The sequence below is a fragment of the Rheinheimera sp. F8 genome (assembly GCF_001518915.1).
The window spans coordinates 535084-552181 of the sequence record NZ_CP013656.1 but is presented as its reverse complement, the minus strand read 5'-3'; the positions used below and the strand labels follow the sequence as shown (position 1 = coordinate 552181).

Here is a 17098-nt window from a genome sequence, read left to right as displayed (position 1 = left end):
CGCGCCGGTAATTGCACCAGTGGATTAAAACGCTTCACATCTGTCGCGACCATTGGGGAAAATCGTTACGATTTGCCCCACTTCATACTGGTCATCTTGCTCAATCGCCAAGGCTGCCTCACACCCAGCAAGAAACCGTTGATGGTGAGCTAACCAGACATGAGCATTCGTCAGTCCATCGTCTACATCAAACTGTGCAGTCTCGATCTGCAACTCCGCCTGCGCTTTCATCTCGGTAATTTGTGCAACTTCTGCCGGGTTACCCTTTTGCCTCCTGTAATGCTTACACTTGTTGAGGCAGGCATAGTGTTTGCCACAGGGCTCCTGAGTATAATCATGCCTACATCGTCCGATACTCATGAAATGGCTTGAGCCCCTCGACTCCAGTTCGGCCATCAACTCATCCGGCTCCAGCAGTGGAAACCGGCTGATCAATCCAACCACCTGTGCAGCATCCAACTCGCTATTCTTCGCCTCGTATTTTGGCGCAAACTTGCTCTGGAACTCATGCAACCCCCTTGCAGCCTCTACCGCGTGCTGCTCAGACGAGGAATGGTCATACCATTGATTGTCGCGCACGCCCGCTCGCAAGAAAAATTTGGCAATATCTTCCTGTGAGAACTGTGCTGACTGCTGCATAATGGTATTGAGCAGGTGACGGAATTGATGTGTTCGGATACCACCTGGTTCGAGATTCAAACCATCAAACTGATAACGCTCAAAGATGGTCTGGATCCGTTTTTCCTGCTTCGACAGCCGGCTGATATAGTTCCGTCCACGAAAGCCATCCTGGATCTGAGTGCCTGCCAGGGGGAGCGGGAACATTTTAAGGGAGCCCCTGCTGTGCTCGAACTTAAACTGTAGCGTGAGCAGCTCCCAAAAATGGACCGACTGGGCTTGCGGACCAAACCCAGCGGCCATGTTCCCTAATTCCTGCCGATATGCGCGAGCCACCCCATGGTGAATATCCCGAATACAAAAAGTGGTTTTTTTCGATGCCGAGCTGACATGCCGTACAATACCCAGTCGTTCCAACTGCGTGATGAGATTGGACGTTTTATCAAAATTGAAATGAGCCGCCAGTTCTGTCGCAAGCACAATGTCGTCATCATCAAAGCCGTCCAGAGCAGGCCAACGGGATTCGTTCAGCAGCATCGAGCAATAGTATCGGGCTTCGCTACTCAGGATCTTCAGTCGTTCAACCGCCAAGAACGCCGTATCTGTCAAACTGGCTGGGATGATCTTGGAATCCCAAACAAATCGTTTTCGCGCTAACACCCCCATCCGCAACATTTTGCCGGTACGGCCGTCAAATGTTATCTCAAGAGGGGCTTCGTCGAATTCGTCTTTGCTCGGAATACATCCCACATGCAAACCACAAAACTCATCCATACGAAGACCTGTGCACAGGAGAATAGCCCCCATACATACCAGCATTTTATCAGCCTGCTCCAGCTCATCATAATGCTGCCACAGGGCCGCCAAATGAGTGAGATAGGCAGATTTGGGGAGCTGCTCGGCTTCTAGTACAGTCGTTTTTTTGCGGACATGCCGTTGCTCTGTTGTCCCTGTGTTCTGGGGGCGAGGTATTGGATTGTGCCATTCAAACACCATGCAGAGTTCAAACAAATTGAGCTTTGCAGCAATGGCCCCCAGATGCTCGCCGGTTCGATACAGTGTTGACTGCTGCTCACCCCGATCCATGGCCATCTTCAACGCAAGGTCAAAGTGGAGCCCATTAATTTGATGGATCGCCGTCAGCTGGTATTGAGAGAACACGACATCCAGGTATCGGAATGCACGCATCCAAATCATATGCGCACCATGGGTGATCGGACTGGAGAGATGATTCAAAACAACCGTTCCTTTAACGAGGTCCAACAGCGGTTGAGAAAAAGGCTGCTGTGCCTCCACAGCGGCTTTTTGTTTCTTCCCTAATCCATTGAACTTCGTGAACAAAATATTGCTTTTGTGCGAGGCTTGTCTGGCCGATTGGGTCGACTCGTAAGCCGAGATCTCCCAGACATCCTGGCTCCAATCAACCGTTGGAAAGACATGGTTAATTTGTTGCTTCGCGTAGTGAACAAACTTCTCATAACGCGCCACATCGTTGTCATTTGGTGACCACAGTTGTTTAAGCTCTGCAGAAATGACGTCTACTTTCAATAAGGCGTTTGATTTACTCATGGCGAGCCTCCAATGTGTTCACTAATTCTTCGCATGCTTTGATGTGCGGTGCATTAAAGAGCTCTGGAGGTGCATCATCGCCAAACCAGATTTTCACGTCGGTTTTCATGCTATCCAAAACTTCCCGATGACGTTTGGAATCATTACACGCTTCGAATTTCGGACAGACATAACAAGCATTCGGTGGGGTCAAATCACATGGTGCCCCCTTGGCACACATCCCAATGCCAACCAAACGACGCAATTTGTCGGGTCCAAACACGGTGTTGGGGACCGTTTTGTCGATCAAGGTATTGAGGCTGATTTGGCCTCTGAAGTAGGACAAAATGTCCTTAAATTGCTCCTGAAAAACCAGATCGAGTTTTTGTGCAAATGACATCCCCAGCTGGTAATACACCATCACATGTTGAAGATCTTCATGATCCAAAAGCTCCGCCAACTCTACGATTGGAACGCCAAGTGCAGCGGCCTTGGTTGCAAATGTTTTGCGTAATCGACGCGGCGTGATTTTGATGTCAAAGGGGGTTTTACCTTCTCTGGCCCGCGCCACGTTAATCACACCAAACAACTTTCTCAACATGGGGATGACAGATTCTGACCCGAGCGTTTGAACATAGGGCCGGTGCACTTTGCCGTCCTGATATCTTCGCTTCAATCTCACCCGTGAAATTTCAAAGATAGGCTGTTGAGCAAACGGCAGGAGCTGGTGACCAAAGTCAGCGCACATCGCGAACGACTTTGCGCGCTCTGCTTCTTTGTAACGGATGAACTTCTCCAACATTTCGCCAAGAAATGTCGGTAACTGACGGGATTTGAACCTGGAGCGTGGTAATTCATGCCGTTTCTTCACTGACGGAACGTTCAGCACATAGGTTCGTGTTCCGGTCTGTTCATCAACGTTGACTAAAAAATCTGAGTTCATCAGCAAAACCAGTTGCTTACTGCGAAGCCCGAGAGTGATAAACAACCACACACTGAGCAGCCCCCGATAGCAGTCGTGATCGACGTCAATACGACATTCACGCAACACCTGATTCAATGCTTCAAGCTCCTGAGCTCTGAGCGGACTCCGATGAGGGAAATAACTGAGAATATCTGCGCCTTTTAGATTTCCGCGGAATCTGAACACTCCCAGAGCTTGTGCGGTCTGGTAGTCGAATGAAGATAACCCCATCACATAACTGCGTCGGTACCAGTAGCGCAGGGCATTGAGGGCATGCTCATCCCGTTGAGTGCGGTTGAGATAGATGTATTCAACGAGTTGGTCACTCAAGAGATCGGTCAGTGATTCCTCATCCAAATCTCTCCAACTACATTGTGAGAGGAATCGGGAAACAGCATCGAAAGTATTCCTGATAGTCAAAGGTGATTTGCCAGGTAACTCTCGGGCAAAGAAATGTTTAAGGTTGTTCAGCAATTCGTCAGGGATCAAGTGTGACACTTGTTGGCTGCCAGCTTCTTCATCCGTCGGCGTGGTCTCAAAGAGGTCGCTTTGTTGATGTTCGGGTAGAGATTTAAACGTGATCTCTAACCGCTTGAAGTTGAGGGATACAGGAGCAGTTTCGCCGATGTTCCAAGCATCTCCGGATGTAATAATCGGCCGTAGTCTGGATTCGACAACGGGGATATTAAACGGTTTGTATGGACGGCGTTCAATGAAGGGTAAATGGCGACTTTTGCGGTCGATACGATCGAATTGCATCATAGTTACTTCTCTCAGCAATTAGACCACCAATGACATTCGAAAGAATGCCATACAAGACGATGAGCATATTTATGGATGCCCAAACGGCCTGGTAGTCTAGGAATTACCAGACGAACCAAAGTTCGAATGGCTTTTTTCGCTCCACCAGTCTTTCAACCGGTTTAGCGACCCTCGTGAACCATCTAAGGTTCGCGTGCCAAGAGTTGCGTGATGCACACTCTATACGTCTAAAATTAACAGGAGCGTATTGCCCTAGTTCAGTGTTACTGACTATTGATTACGGGGACCGATAAATCCCGACAACCAGCCAGCGTCCTACACTTTCGCTTTTGATTGATAACCCTGTGTATTTAACAATACACGACCATTTTTATTCTGTCATTCCGGACAGAACATACATCATATTTTCGTCGATGGAAAAAAACAAGTAAGTCGGGCGACTCACTTGTCATATTTAACCATAAGATGCTCATGGACTTTTAGCAAGGCCAAGTGCGCAGAAAAAATAATTTGTTTTGCCGTATAGAGTTCATGCTGATTGCTAGTCGGCGACCAACCACCCATGTAACGGAGAACTTGCTTCCAATTTTCCTCGGCCTCTTTACCGCCTTTATCGCTTTCACCGCCTTTTAGAACTCTCAACAATTCTTCCATCATTGAGTACCGGAATCGGTGAGCCTGGATTTTTGAAAAGACAGGTTTTGCAGCATTGCCGACAGACTCTATCCGCGACAATATTTTGTAAAGTCCCCCGATACTTAATGGTGCTGGAGATTTATCAGAGTTAAGGAACAGAAAGGCGGCAGCACGCTGCGCTGCGCGTCCCCGGAATCGTCGACCATTACGGATATATTGATCAATTCTTTCCGCCAATTTTTCAGAGATCGGCAGCTTTCTTGAGGTCGTTTTGGCTTCCGGCGGACGACTACGTGGATCTTCATCGAGGTACACGTTTTGGTTTACGACGAGAAAATGCAGCATCCCGAATTGAATATCTAACTCTTTGACCACCGCATTACAACGCAAAGACAGCAACTCGCCAACCCGGATCCCGGTTTGGAACAGTATGTTGATGATTAACCAATTTCGCTCCCGAACTCGTTGTTGAAATGGATTTTTTTCATTCAATGGGTGGATCAACTCCAGCATCGCTAACCGCTCAGGATGTGAGAATCCCTCCCTTCTATATGGAGGCATTCTTACATGGTTACTCATCAAAAAATCGCGCAAATCGTAGAGCCAAGCCTGTACCCGCATAATGTACTTATCTCTCTCACGGCGCTGATTACCGAAAGTCCGCATCAGAAACGATAAGAATTTCAGGATCTCTCGACATCGGTCCCTGAACATATCTGCACTCACATACAAATCGTCCTTGGTCGGAGTTGCCCGATAGCGCATCTTAATCAGTAGTGCTTGCTGTTCAAAGTCCTCCAATCCTTCTCCTGACTTGACCCGATCCAACAAATCGATTTTTTGATCTTGTGCCCAATTCAAGAGTTTCACCACGGTACTCGCTCGGCGAGTCTTCGTGTTGTATGACTGGTTATGGATCTGGGCAAAATAAAGATTGGGCAACAATGGCGGGAGCCCTGCATCATCATTGATCAGAACCTGCCGCTCGCCATTTTCCAACACCACACTGTCAAGGACATATGCCATCTCGGTACCTCCTGATGCGCCTGTCAGGACTTTAGCACTATCGGATGAAAAGTCAAAAATACAATTAAAACATGAACATACTTTTATTATGTTACACAGGTTTTTGATGAAATCCTGAAAAGGGCAAGGCAAACGGTTGAAACAACGGTGTAGAACAGGGATGAAAAACGGAGAGGACTTTTATAATAATGCAGGACTTTTTGAGCAAAAATCCGCAAAAAAGGCGGTCAAAATTATACGTTATAAAATAAAAGGTAACGCTACCACGATTGTTAGCAAAATGTTTGGTTATACTTTTTAAAACATAACGTAGCAGGTAAGTGATTGATTTATCTGCTTACCTGCGTTAACCATTTTGGTTTTACGTTATAATATTATAAAGGTTGGAGTCAGAACGGAATATCGTCATCAAAATCGATTGGCGGTTCCATCGGGCCACGTTGCTGGCCAAAACCGCCTTGTTGTGGCTGGTTAAAACCTTGTTGTGGCTGATTGTAGGCCGGTTGTGCCGGCGCCTGGTTATAGGCTGGCGCTGCGGCAGCCGGAGCTGGCTGGTTAAAGCCTTGTTGGGCTGCAGCCGGTGCACGGTTATACCCCTGTTGCGCCGCCGGAGCTGCCTGTGGTGCGCGATTTTGTGGTGCCTGGTAAGCTTGTGCCGGAGCAGCCATGCCGCCCATTGCCGCGCCTGCGCCCATACCTGGTGCGCCACCCATTTGAGCACTTTGGCCTTCGCCACGGCCGTCTAACATTTGCAGTTCGTTGGCGATAATTTCAGTGGTGAAACGCTCAACGCCCTGCTGATCCTGCCACTTACGCGTACGCAGACGACCTTCAATATAAACTTTGCTGCCTTTACGCAGGTATTCACCGGCGATCTCGGCTAGACGCTGATAGATCACCACACGGTGCCATTCGGTCTGTTCTTTTTTCTCATTGGTTTGTTTGTCAGTCCAGGACTCAGAAGTTGCAATGGTGATATTGGCCACTGCACCGCCGGTTGGCATGTAACGAACTTCAGGATCTGCACCTAAGTTACCGATCAAAATGACTTTATTAATTCCACGCGCCATGCGCATTCTCCTGATTAACTGTGACGACTCAGCAGCGCTTCGACCTGTTTCGGGTCAAAACCGGCGGAGCTGACTTTTAAATAACAGCGTTGTTCGTTGACGACCACTGTCGCTTCCAGCACACCGTTGAGGCTGCTGAGCTGGCTGACCAGCGTTTTGGCGGTGGCGTCATCGACGTCACCAACCAGATAAGATAAGCGTTGGGCCCGCTGCGGGACTTGCATGCGGCGAGCCAGAAAAAGCCATATTAAACCAATTCCGCCAGCGAGGGCAAACACGCTTGCTGCACCAAACTGGCCGGAAATAATGCCACCGAGCACACCGCCTAAAAAGGCGCCAAAAAACTGCAAACTGGCATAAATGCCCATCGCGGTGCCTTTCTGACCGGCCGGTGCAATCCGTGACACCAGCGCTGGCATACTGGCTTCCAGATAGTTAAACCCAGTGAAAAAAACCAGCAGCGCAATCGCCAGCGACCACAACCCGCCATTAATCATTAACAATAAACTTACAATCAGCAAGCCAATCGCGAATAAAAAATAACCTTTTTCCTGTTGCCGCCGCATCGACAAGATCATCAGCGGCACCATCAGCACAAATGCCGCGACAAATACCGGCAAATACACCTGCCAGTGTTCTGGCGCAGCCAGGCCATCGGCCTGCAATTGTGAGGGCAGTACGACAAAAATCGCCGTCAGCAATAAATGCAAAACCAGCACACCCAGATTCAGTAAACGCAGCTGTGGATGGCGGAACAATTCCAGAATAAAACCAGGCCGGGCCAGCGCTTCACTGTCGATGGCCTGTTGCTGCGTTTTCGGCACTATGGTCAGGACGATCACGATGCCGGCCAGCGCCAGCGCGGCAGTAAACCAGAAAATGGCACTGAGCCCACCGACGGCGGCAATGGCCGGGCCGGCAATCATCGACACCGCAAAAGACAAGCCAATGGTCGCGCCGATCACTGCCATCACTTTCGGTCTTTGTTCTTCCCGCGTGACGTCGGCCGCCAATGCCAGCACGGCGCCGGAAATAGCGCCCATGCCCTGCAAAATACGTCCGATGGTGACGCCATACACAGAATCAGCCAGCGCAGCAACCACAGAGCCCACGGCAAACATCGTCAGGCCGAGTAACATCACCGGGATACGGCCGATCCGATCCGACAACCAGCCCATCGGGATCTGCAAAATGGCCTGGGTCAGGCCATAAGCACCAATGGCGAGGCCGATCCAGAACGGCGAAAAGCCGATAAGGTCTTTGCCATAGATAGCAAACACCGGGATCAGCATAAATAATCCCAACATACGGAACGCAAATACCAGCGCCAGCGAAATCGCGGCCCGCCGTTCCAGTGCGGTTAAATTTTGCATCAGTGATGGATCTCAAATCGATTCAGACAGCGCCAGCGGCAGAGAAAAGCGTGGCGACAAAAGAGTGGACGATTGTAACACAGGCGTTTAGCTGTCGGCAGCAATGCCGGCGAATTCGATACGGTCGCGGCCATTCTGTTTGGCACGGTACAACGCCTGATCCGCCAGCCGTAACTGGCGGCCAAAATCATAATCCGGACCAAACACGCTGACGCCAATACTGATCGTCAGCTGATAATCTTCCGGCATCGACGCCGGCCACTCCAGCTGACGGATACCATCTAACAAACGCTGAGCGGTGACTGCCGCCATGTCGCGATTCGCGGCCGGTAAAAAAACCAGGAACTCTTCACCACCAAACCGCGCCAGCACATCGCTTTGGCGCAGCATGGTCTTGATTGCCAGCGCCGTTTGCACCAGTACCAAATCACCGCCGTCATGACCAAATTGATCATTGACCCGCTTAAAGTGATCCAGATCGAGCATCAACAATGCAGCCGGCTGCTGGTGCCGCTGTAAATAAGCCAGACTGCTATTAACAGCTTCCGTCAGGCCACGCCGGTTTAGCTGACCGGTCAGCGGGTCCAACACCGCTTCCGCTTTTAAACGTTGTTGGGTTTCTTCCAGATAACCGGTAATGACAAATAGACCGTAGGCCGCCATGATGCCGGGCCACAACACCTGAGATACCAAATAGCCGGACAAGATCCAGTCTTCGTGGATCTCAACAGTGACGGTTCGTAACACACAAACCAGAAACCAACACAACATCACCACGGCAAAGCCCTGATCCGACACGGTACGGTTGGGCTTCTGATACCAGAACAGCCAGGCGATCGGCAACGCGACAATCGCCGTGATCAGCGTCATAAAGTGCAACGAGGTATATTCCATCTGCTGCAGATTCAGCCAGGTATAAATACCGGCCTGCAGCAGGATCATCAGCACTAACAACGGCCATGGCACCGTTTTATTGCAACGACTGAAAGCAAAAGCCAGCAATAACCAGAAGTTGGTTGCCGCTGCCAGACTGGAAATCAATAACAACAACGGCTGCATTGGCCACAAATAAAATAACCAGCTCAATGCATCACAGCCAACAGCGAGCTGAAACAAGCGTAAACTGCGCACATCAGCCTGTGGTGGATCGACCCGCGTGCTGGCAATTAAAATCACCAGAGCCAGCTGCATCATGGCTAAGGTGTAAATCTGTTCTGTCGTCATATCTGTCGTTGAACTACCTGCAGAAAAAAGCGTTAACAATTCACCTTAGGCGCAGGGCCCGACAAAAGCAACAGAGCGCGCCTCTTTGTGCGGTCCGACTTGCTGAAAGGGTTGTATTTATATACAGTGTTCTGACAAATAACAGTGTCTGGTCTGATCCGACCGGCCGCTGCGCGCATAGCCGTCTGACCATCCCGGATCAGTGGCTGTGCTGACCGGCTTTGACTGCACTTTTGCCTGAGAATCTTATGCACAAAATTGACATCCGCGGCGCCCGTACTCACAACCTGAAGAATATTTCGCTGGAGATCCCGCGCGACAAACTGATTGTGATCACCGGCTTGTCCGGTTCGGGTAAATCGTCATTGGCCTTTGATACACTGTACGCCGAAGGCCAGCGTCGTTATGTCGAGTCGTTATCGGCGTACGCCCGCCAGTTCCTCAGCCTGATGGAAAAACCGGATGTGGATCATATCGAAGGCCTGTCGCCGGCTATTTCGATTGAACAGAAATCGACGTCACACAACCCGCGTTCGACCGTCGGCACTATCACCGAAATCTACGACTATCTGCGGCTGTTATTTGCCCGCGTCGGTGAGCCGCGCTGTCCGACCCACGATCTGCCGCTGGCCGCGCAAACCATCAGCGAGATGGTCGACAAAGTGGTGTCATTCCCCGAAGGCAGCAAACTGATGGTGCTGGCGCCTGTGGTGCAAGAACGTAAAGGCGAACACGTCAAAACGCTGGAAACCTTAGCGGCCCAGGGTTATATCCGCGCCCGCATCAATGGCGAAGTCTGTGATTTATCCGATCCGCCAAAACTCGACTTACACAAAAAACACACCATCGAAGTGGTGATTGACCGGATCAAAGTACGCGACGACATCAAACAACGCCTGGCCGAAAGTTTCGAGACGGCGCTGGAGTTATCCGGCGGTATCGCCAAAGTGGCGTCGATGGACGACCCATCGGCTGAAGAGCTGATTTTCTCCGCCAATTTCGCCTGTCCAACCTGTGGTTATTCGATGGCTGAACTCGAGCCGCGACTGTTTTCCTTTAACAATCCGGCCGGTGCCTGCACCGCCTGTGACGGCCTGGGTGTGAAACAATATTTCGACGCCAATAAAGTCATTGTTGATGCGGCGCTAAGTCTGGCCGGCGGCGCTATTCGCGGCTGGGATAAACGCAATTTCTATTATTTCCAGATGTTGAAGTCACTGGCCGAGCATTATGGTTTTGATGTTGACGCGCCTTTTAGCAGCCTCAAAGCAGAACAGCAACAGGCCATTCTGAGTGGCAGTGGACGTAAAGAGATTGAATTCAAATACTTAAACGATCGTGGCGACATAGTTCTGCGCAAACATCCGTTTGAAGGCATTTTGCCGAATATGGAGCGGCGTTATCACGAAACCGAATCCAATGCGGTGCGCGAAGAGCTGGCGAAATACCTCGCCACCACCACTTGCCCGGTCTGTGAAGGCTCACGCCTGCGGGAAGAAGCACGTCATGTGTTTATTGGCAAAACCAATCTGCCCAACATCGTCGAGCTGTCGATTGGCGATTGCCACCAGTTTTTCGTCGCGCTGACACTGACTGGCCAAAAAGCCAAAATCGCCGAAAAGATCCTGAAAGAAATTCAGGATCGGCTGATGTTCCTGGTCAATGTCGGCCTGAACTATCTCAATCTGTCGCGCAGCGCCGAGACTTTATCCGGTGGCGAAGCGCAGCGTATTCGTCTGGCCAGTCAGATTGGCGCCGGTTTAGTCGGCGTGATGTACGTGCTGGACGAGCCGTCGATTGGTTTGCATCAACGCGACAACGACCGCTTGCTCGGCACCCTGACGCACCTGCGTGATCTGGGCAATACCGTCATTGTGGTCGAACACGACGAAGACGCGGTGCGCCTGGCCGACCATATCATCGACATCGGCCCCGGTGCCGGCGTGCACGGCGGTTATATCGTCGCGCAAGGCACTTTGGCAGACATCGAGGCGGCGCCTGAGTCGCTGACCGGTCAGTATCTATCCGGCACGCGCAAAATCGCCGTACCAGACACGCGGCACAAAGGTAAAAAAGGCAAAGAACTCAAAGTATTGGGCGCGACCGGCAACAACCTGAAAAACGTCGACCTCAGCATTCCGTTTGGCGTGCTGACCTGTATCACCGGGGTGTCCGGTTCCGGCAAATCGACGCTGATCAACGACACGCTGTTTCGCGTCGCGCACAAAGTGCTGAATAAAGGCGAGGGCGACGACCCGGCCGCGCACCGCGCCATTGAAGGCCTGGAGCATTTTGATAAATGTGTCGACATTGACCAGAGCCCGATCGGCCGCACGCCACGTTCCAACCCTGCCACCTACACTGGTATTTTCACCGCGGTGCGCGATTTATTCGCTGGTACACAAGAAGCGCGTTCACGCGGTTATCAGGTCGGCCGTTTCAGTTTTAACGTCAAAGGCGGACGCTGCGAAGCCTGTCAGGGCGACGGGGTGCTGAAAGTCGAAATGCACTTCCTGCCGGATGTGTACGTACCTTGTGATGTCTGTAAAGGCAAACGTTACAACCGCGAAACGCTGGAAGTGAAATACAAAGGCAAAAACATCCACGAAGTGCTGGAAATGACTGTAGAAGATGCGCGCCAGTACTTCGACAGCATTCCGGCCATTTCGCGCAAATTACAAACCCTGATGGATGTGGGCCTGACCTACATCACACTCGGCCAGTCGGCGACGACACTGTCCGGCGGCGAAGCGCAGCGCGTCAAACTGGCGCGCGAACTGAGTAAACGCGATACCGGCAAAACGCTGTATATCCTCGACGAACCGACCACAGGCCTGCACTTCTACGATATTCAGCAACTGCTGAACGTGCTGCATAAACTGCGCGACGCCGGCAATACAGTAGTGGTCATTGAACACAATTTAGACGTGGTTAAAACCGCTGACTGGATTGTCGATTTAGGCCCGGAAGGCGGCAGCGGCGGCGGCGAAATCCTGATCGCCGGCACCCCGGAACAAGTGGCCGCCTGCGACAAGTCTTACACCGGACAGTATTTAAAGCCGTTGCTGGCAAGAGGGTAATCTCAGCAGGCACGCGATATCTATCATTCGCGGGAATAGCATATTCCCGCTGCTTTTCCTGCCATTTTTCAGCCACTTCCGGTTGCGGCCCCGCGTAAACAATGAAATATTGATACATCTGCTCCAGGCGCCGCGTGGGTTTAGCTGGCGCCGCGTCATTTCATAAGGAAAGTTGCATGGCACATCAATGGCGTTTTTTCCGCTCCGGCGGTTTTGATCAGGTCCGGCTGGACAAAATTGAGGACTGGCAGCAGCTGTCGTCTTTGGATCCGAAACTGTGGGCGGCGCTGAGTTGCCCGGTCAAAGGGCTGGAGTTTGATCCGCGGACTATGGCGTATTTAGACAGTGATAATGACGGTCGGGTGCGGATTGATGAAATCAAAGCGGCGGTGAGCTGGGCCTTGTCAGTGCTGCAAAGGCCAGAAGTGTTACTGCAGGGGAACGAACTGCCATTAAGCGCGATTTGCAACCAAAGTGAAGCCGGCCAGAAGTTGCTGGCATCCGCCAAACGTATCCTGCAAAACCTCGGTAAAACCGACGCGACCCAGCTGACGGTTGATGACACTGCGGATCTGGCGCTGATTTTCCCGGCCGATCAGCTGAATGGCGATGGTATTGTCACGGTAGAACTGGCCGGCAGCGAGGCGCTGAAACAGCTGATCAGCACCCTGCTCGAGCTCGGCATTCAAAGCACAGACCGCAGCGGCGCTCTGGGGATTAATCAGGAACAGCTGGATCTGTTTGTCGCCGACGGCCTGGCTTTGACCGCGTGGCAACAAAGCGGTGCCGACATCCAGACCACGCTGGGCGCGGCAACAGACGAAGCCTGGCAACTGCATAGCAGCCTGCACGCCAAAGTGACCGACTATTTCACCCGTTGTCAGTTGGCTGCATACGACGCCAACGCCACAGTGGCACTGAATGGCAGCGCCGAAGATTATGCTGCGCTGTCGCGTCAACTGTTGTCACAGGCATCCAGCGACACCAATCATTTACCGCTCGCCACCGTCAGTGCTGACGGCAAGCTGGCACTGCACAAAGGCGTGCATCCGCACTGGGCGGAAGCACTGGCCCGTCTGGCCGAACTGGCCGGCGCGCTGTGGGGCGACGTCAAACACATCAACAGCAAAGACTGGCAACAACTGACCGATACACTGCAGCCCTATGCCGACTGGCAGGCGCTGCGGCCGGTCAGTCAGGCTGCCACGCTGGCGCCTGAGGTATTAGCGGCGTGTCTCGATACTCAGGTGGTCGCTGCAGCCAACGAATTAATCGCACAGGATCTGGCGCAGCAGACTGAAGCCGAATCGGTACTGGATGTCGACAAACTGATCCGTTATCAGGCGTATTTACGCGATTTATTGCGTAATTTCGTCAGTTTTGAGAGTTTCTATAGTCTGGAAAAACCAGCGATTTTCCAGAATGGCCGCTTGTATATCGACGGACGCAGCTGTGATTTATGTCTGAACGTCAATGACGCCGGCAAACACGCCAAACTGGCCGGTTTAAGCGGCATGTATCTGCTGTATATCGATTGTGTGCGCAGCAACGGTGAGAAAAAATCTATCGTCGCCGCAATGACCGCCGGCGATGCCGGCAATCTGATGGTCGGCCGCAATGGCGTGTTTTATGACCGCGCCGGTGCAGACTGGGATGCGACCGTGACCCAGATTGTCAGCAATCCAATCAGTATCCGCGAAGCTTTTTATACGCCTTATCAGCGCATCGGCCGGATGATTTCTGATCAGATCCAGAAGTTTGCCGCTGCCAAAGACAAAGAGATTGAAAGCAAAAGCGCCAGTGGCGTCGGCGAAGCCGCCAAAGCGGCCGAAACACCGGCGCCGGCCAAGCCGCCGGCACCTTTTGATGTGGCCAAATTCGCCGGTATTTTTGCTGCCATTGGTTTAGCTATTGGTGCCATCGGTACGGCAATGGCGGCGGTCGTCACCGGTTTCCTTGGGCTGGTCTGGTGGCAAATGCCGCTGGCGCTGCTCGGCCTTGTGTTGTTTATTTCCGGCCCGTCGATGTTAATGGCCTGGTTTAAACTGCGCGCGCGTAATCTGGCGCCGCTGTTGGATGCCAACGGCTGGGCGGTGAATACCAATGCCAAACTCAGCATCAAATTCGGCACCCGCTTAACCGCATTGGCAAGCTTACCAACCGGCGCCAGCCGGTCGCTGACCGATCCGTTTGAAGAGAAAAGTAACTCGGGCTGGTGGCTGATTTTAATCGTGATTGTGGTCGCGACCTGGGTGTTCTGGCGGCAGGGCTTGTTGGCGGCGTGGTTGTAGTGATGACCGACGGGCTCTGATCGTACGCCATGTGATGGCCAGCGGCTGCGCTTGCACGTACCTATAACCCGTTGATTAATAAGCATGACTCAGCGCGGCGTGAATATGCGCCGCGCCTGTTCTTTAAAGGCTTCGCCGATGCGGATCTGCTGCTGGTTACTGAGCCGCAGCATCTGACTGTCGAGGCTCTGTACCTGACGCGGATTCACCAGAAATGATTTATGTACCTGGACAAAGCCATAGCCAGCGGTCTGTTCGCTGATGGCTTTAAGCGTGGCGCTGACCAGCGTCATCCGCTCGCCTTGCCACACTTTGACGTAGTTGCCATAGCCTTCAAAACAACAAATCGTCTCTAAATCAAAGCGGCGTAATTCACGGTCGACTTTCAGTACAATCTGTTCGTTCCCTAATGCCGCTGCGGGCACAGCCACTGGTACCGGCAACCCGGCGCGCCGCCGCACTTTATCCAGCGCCAGTGCCAGGCGTTCACCGCTGAGCGGCTTTAACAGGTAATCGGTCACATCCAGCGCAAAACCATCAAGGGCGTAGTCGGCATAAGCCGTCACCAGAATCACCTGTGGCGGTTTTGCCAATAGCTTCAGCATCTGCAGGCCAGTTAATACCGGCAGCTGAATATCCAGCAACAACAGGTCTATAGGGTCCGTCGCCAAGGCAGCCATTGCCTCTGCTGCGCTGTAACAGCGGCCAGCCACCTCCATATCCTCATGTACGGCCAGATGATGCAACAACACCTGATGGGCTAATGGTTCATCATCGACGATTAATAGTTTAAAAGGCGCACTCATGGCAGCTCCGGCCACAGCGGCAGCTGTAATTCGGCATGCCAGCATAACGGATTGTCCGGGGCCGGACCGCTCTGCAGCATAAAATCAGAACCGTATAACAACTGCAAACGCCGGCGCAGATTCTCCAGCCCCATGCCCGCACCAGTCGCGCCTGCAGCCTGATCTGGCAGCGTATTGCGGCAAATAAACACCAGCCGCTGCTGCGTAACGGAGGCCGACAGCCAGATTTGACTGGGCGCAGCGCTTGTCTCCACACCATGTTTATAGGCGTTTTCAACCAGCATGATCAGTAACAGCGGTGGCAACTGCCAATGGCTTTGCGCCGCAGAAAAATCGATATGCACACTGGTTTTATTGCTGACCCGCAGTTGCTGCAGATCGAGATAATGCTGCAGATAGTCCAGCTCCTGCGCAAGCGTCACACGCGCCTGCTGGCCCTGATACACCACATAACGCAGCAAATCCGCCAGCTTCAGCACCAGCTGCGGCGCCGCGTCTGACTTCAGCAAACACAGCGCATACAGGTTATTTAACGTGTTAAACAAAAAATGCGGATTGATTTGCTGTTGCAGCAATTGCAGTTCAGTGCGGACCTGCTGATGACGTAGCTGTGCCAGCGCGTTGTCCTGCTGCTGGCGTTCAAAAGCCAGTATCAGTGGCGTCGAGAGCAGCCACTGCAGCAGCATGTAATTAAAATTGTACCAGTCAAAAGGGTTGTGATCTCCGCCCGGCACGGCGGGCACTGCCACGCCATGGTTCATTGGCAATTGCAACAACAGCCAGCTCAGCGGCGCGTAGCTCGCTAAAATCAGCAATATACTCAGCAGCACAAAAGTCAGCAGACCCTGCTGCGCCAACACCTGGCGGATTAAATAATATCGCGTCAGCCAATAACAACCGAACATCACAGCCGCCATCACAGCAAATTGCCACAGATACCACAGCCACAGAACCGGCTGTGCAGCTATCCGCGACCAGTCAACACGCGCCGGGATCGGCTGCACAGCAAAGCCGGGCGAATGGGAAGTCAGTAAACAAGCCCAGGCCAAAGTCCAGAGGCCAAGTAACAGCAGCAGCGCCGCATCGAGCGACCAGAGCCGCGACCAGCCGGTCAGCGGCCCGCTGCGTTGCCGGCGCTGATAAGCCAGATGGCACCAACACAATAACGACAACATGCTAACCAACAGCCAGTCTGTTACCTCGAAGCGAAAGGCCAGCGTGCTGCTTTGGCTCCAAAACCACCAGCACGCCGGATATAACAGAAAAGCGGCGGACCAAATTAAAACCAGCTTTGTCGTGTGTCGTCTGGATATCGCCGCGCCGTCGCCCGGTTGCACGCATACACTGAGCCAACCCTGAGCGAATAACATCGGCAGGTACAGCAGCGCTGATTGCCATGCTAATGTCCGGAACGGTGTGATCGGACTGTAGGCGGCCACATCTGCCGGCAGCATCTGCGGCGAAATCAGCACCCACAGCCACGCCACCAGCACCGGCAATAACGCTAACAGATGTTCCGTTTTTATCAGATCAGCAAATTTCATCAGTACCGAGAGTCCAAGAGTAATGGCCTTATGCTGCCTGCCGCCAGCGTGCTTGTCATCTGTCTGCTGACAAAAACCGGTTTTGGCCTGACGAACCGGCTTCCTGCGGTTTTTTTGACTTGGTCATCCCAACAGGCCGGTTGGTCATTGCCAGCT

The 17098-nt window shown here is 52.3% G+C and carries 10 protein-coding genes; 2 read left to right on the top strand and 8 right to left on the bottom strand.

Features of this window, described 5'->3' with window-relative positions; all coding sequences use genetic code 11:
* Positions 1-24 precede the first annotated feature (24 nt).
* The 6 genes from ATY27_RS02590 to ATY27_RS02565 all read right to left on the bottom strand — a co-directional run bounded on the left by ATY27_RS02590 (position 25) and on the right by ATY27_RS02565 (position 9221).
* Positions 25-2187, bottom strand: coding sequence for a hypothetical protein (locus tag ATY27_RS02590; RefSeq protein ID WP_208932606.1), 2163 nt, complete (start codon positions 2185-2187; stop codon positions 25-27).
* Entirely contained in the window at positions 2180-3892 is a 1713-nt protein-coding gene (locus tag ATY27_RS02585) for a tyrosine-type recombinase/integrase (protein ID WP_208932605.1), read from the bottom strand. The genes ATY27_RS02590 and ATY27_RS02585 overlap by 8 nt, the downstream gene beginning before the upstream one ends.
* A 441-nt stretch (positions 3893-4333) precedes the next feature.
* Positions 4334-5554: a site-specific integrase gene (locus ATY27_RS02580; RefSeq protein ID WP_208932604.1), complete on the bottom strand. Its 1221-nt coding sequence runs from the start codon at positions 5552-5554 to the stop codon at positions 4334-4336.
* A gap of 389 nt (positions 5555-5943) precedes the next feature.
* Positions 5944-6624, bottom strand: coding sequence for a single-stranded DNA-binding protein (gene ssb / locus ATY27_RS02575; RefSeq protein ID WP_208932603.1), 681 nt, complete (start codon positions 6622-6624; stop codon positions 5944-5946).
* 14 nt (positions 6625-6638) lie between these two features.
* A complete protein-coding gene (locus tag ATY27_RS02570; RefSeq protein ID WP_208932602.1) occupies positions 6639-7997 on the bottom strand; it encodes an MFS transporter in 1359 nt (452 codons plus the stop codon).
* 87 nt (positions 7998-8084) lie between these two features.
* Entirely contained in the window at positions 8085-9221 is a 1137-nt protein-coding gene (locus ATY27_RS02565) for a GGDEF domain-containing protein (RefSeq protein WP_208932601.1), read from the bottom strand.
* A 248-nt stretch (positions 9222-9469) separates the two neighbouring features.
* On the opposite strand from ATY27_RS02565, the gene uvrA reads away from it, so the two are divergent.
* On the top strand, positions 9470-12301 hold the full coding sequence (uvrA, locus tag ATY27_RS02560; protein WP_208932600.1) for an excinuclease ABC subunit UvrA: 2832 nt from the start codon (positions 9470-9472) through the stop codon (positions 12299-12301).
* A gap of 176 nt (positions 12302-12477) precedes the next feature.
* Entirely contained in the window at positions 12478-14592 is a 2115-nt protein-coding gene (locus ATY27_RS02555) for a hypothetical protein (protein WP_208932599.1), read from the top strand.
* A gap of 89 nt (positions 14593-14681) precedes the next feature.
* On the opposite strand, the gene ATY27_RS02550 is transcribed toward ATY27_RS02555, so the two are convergent.
* Complete coding sequence (locus ATY27_RS02550) at positions 14682-15398, bottom strand: LytTR family DNA-binding domain-containing protein (protein WP_208932598.1); 717 nt, start codon at positions 15396-15398, stop codon at positions 14682-14684.
* Positions 15395-16942 (bottom strand): sensor histidine kinase, encoded by a 1548-nt coding sequence (locus tag ATY27_RS02545; RefSeq protein WP_208932597.1) that lies wholly within the window; start codon positions 16940-16942, stop codon positions 15395-15397. The genes ATY27_RS02550 and ATY27_RS02545 overlap by 4 nt, the downstream gene beginning before the upstream one ends.
* Positions 16943-17098: the final 156 nt, after the last annotated feature.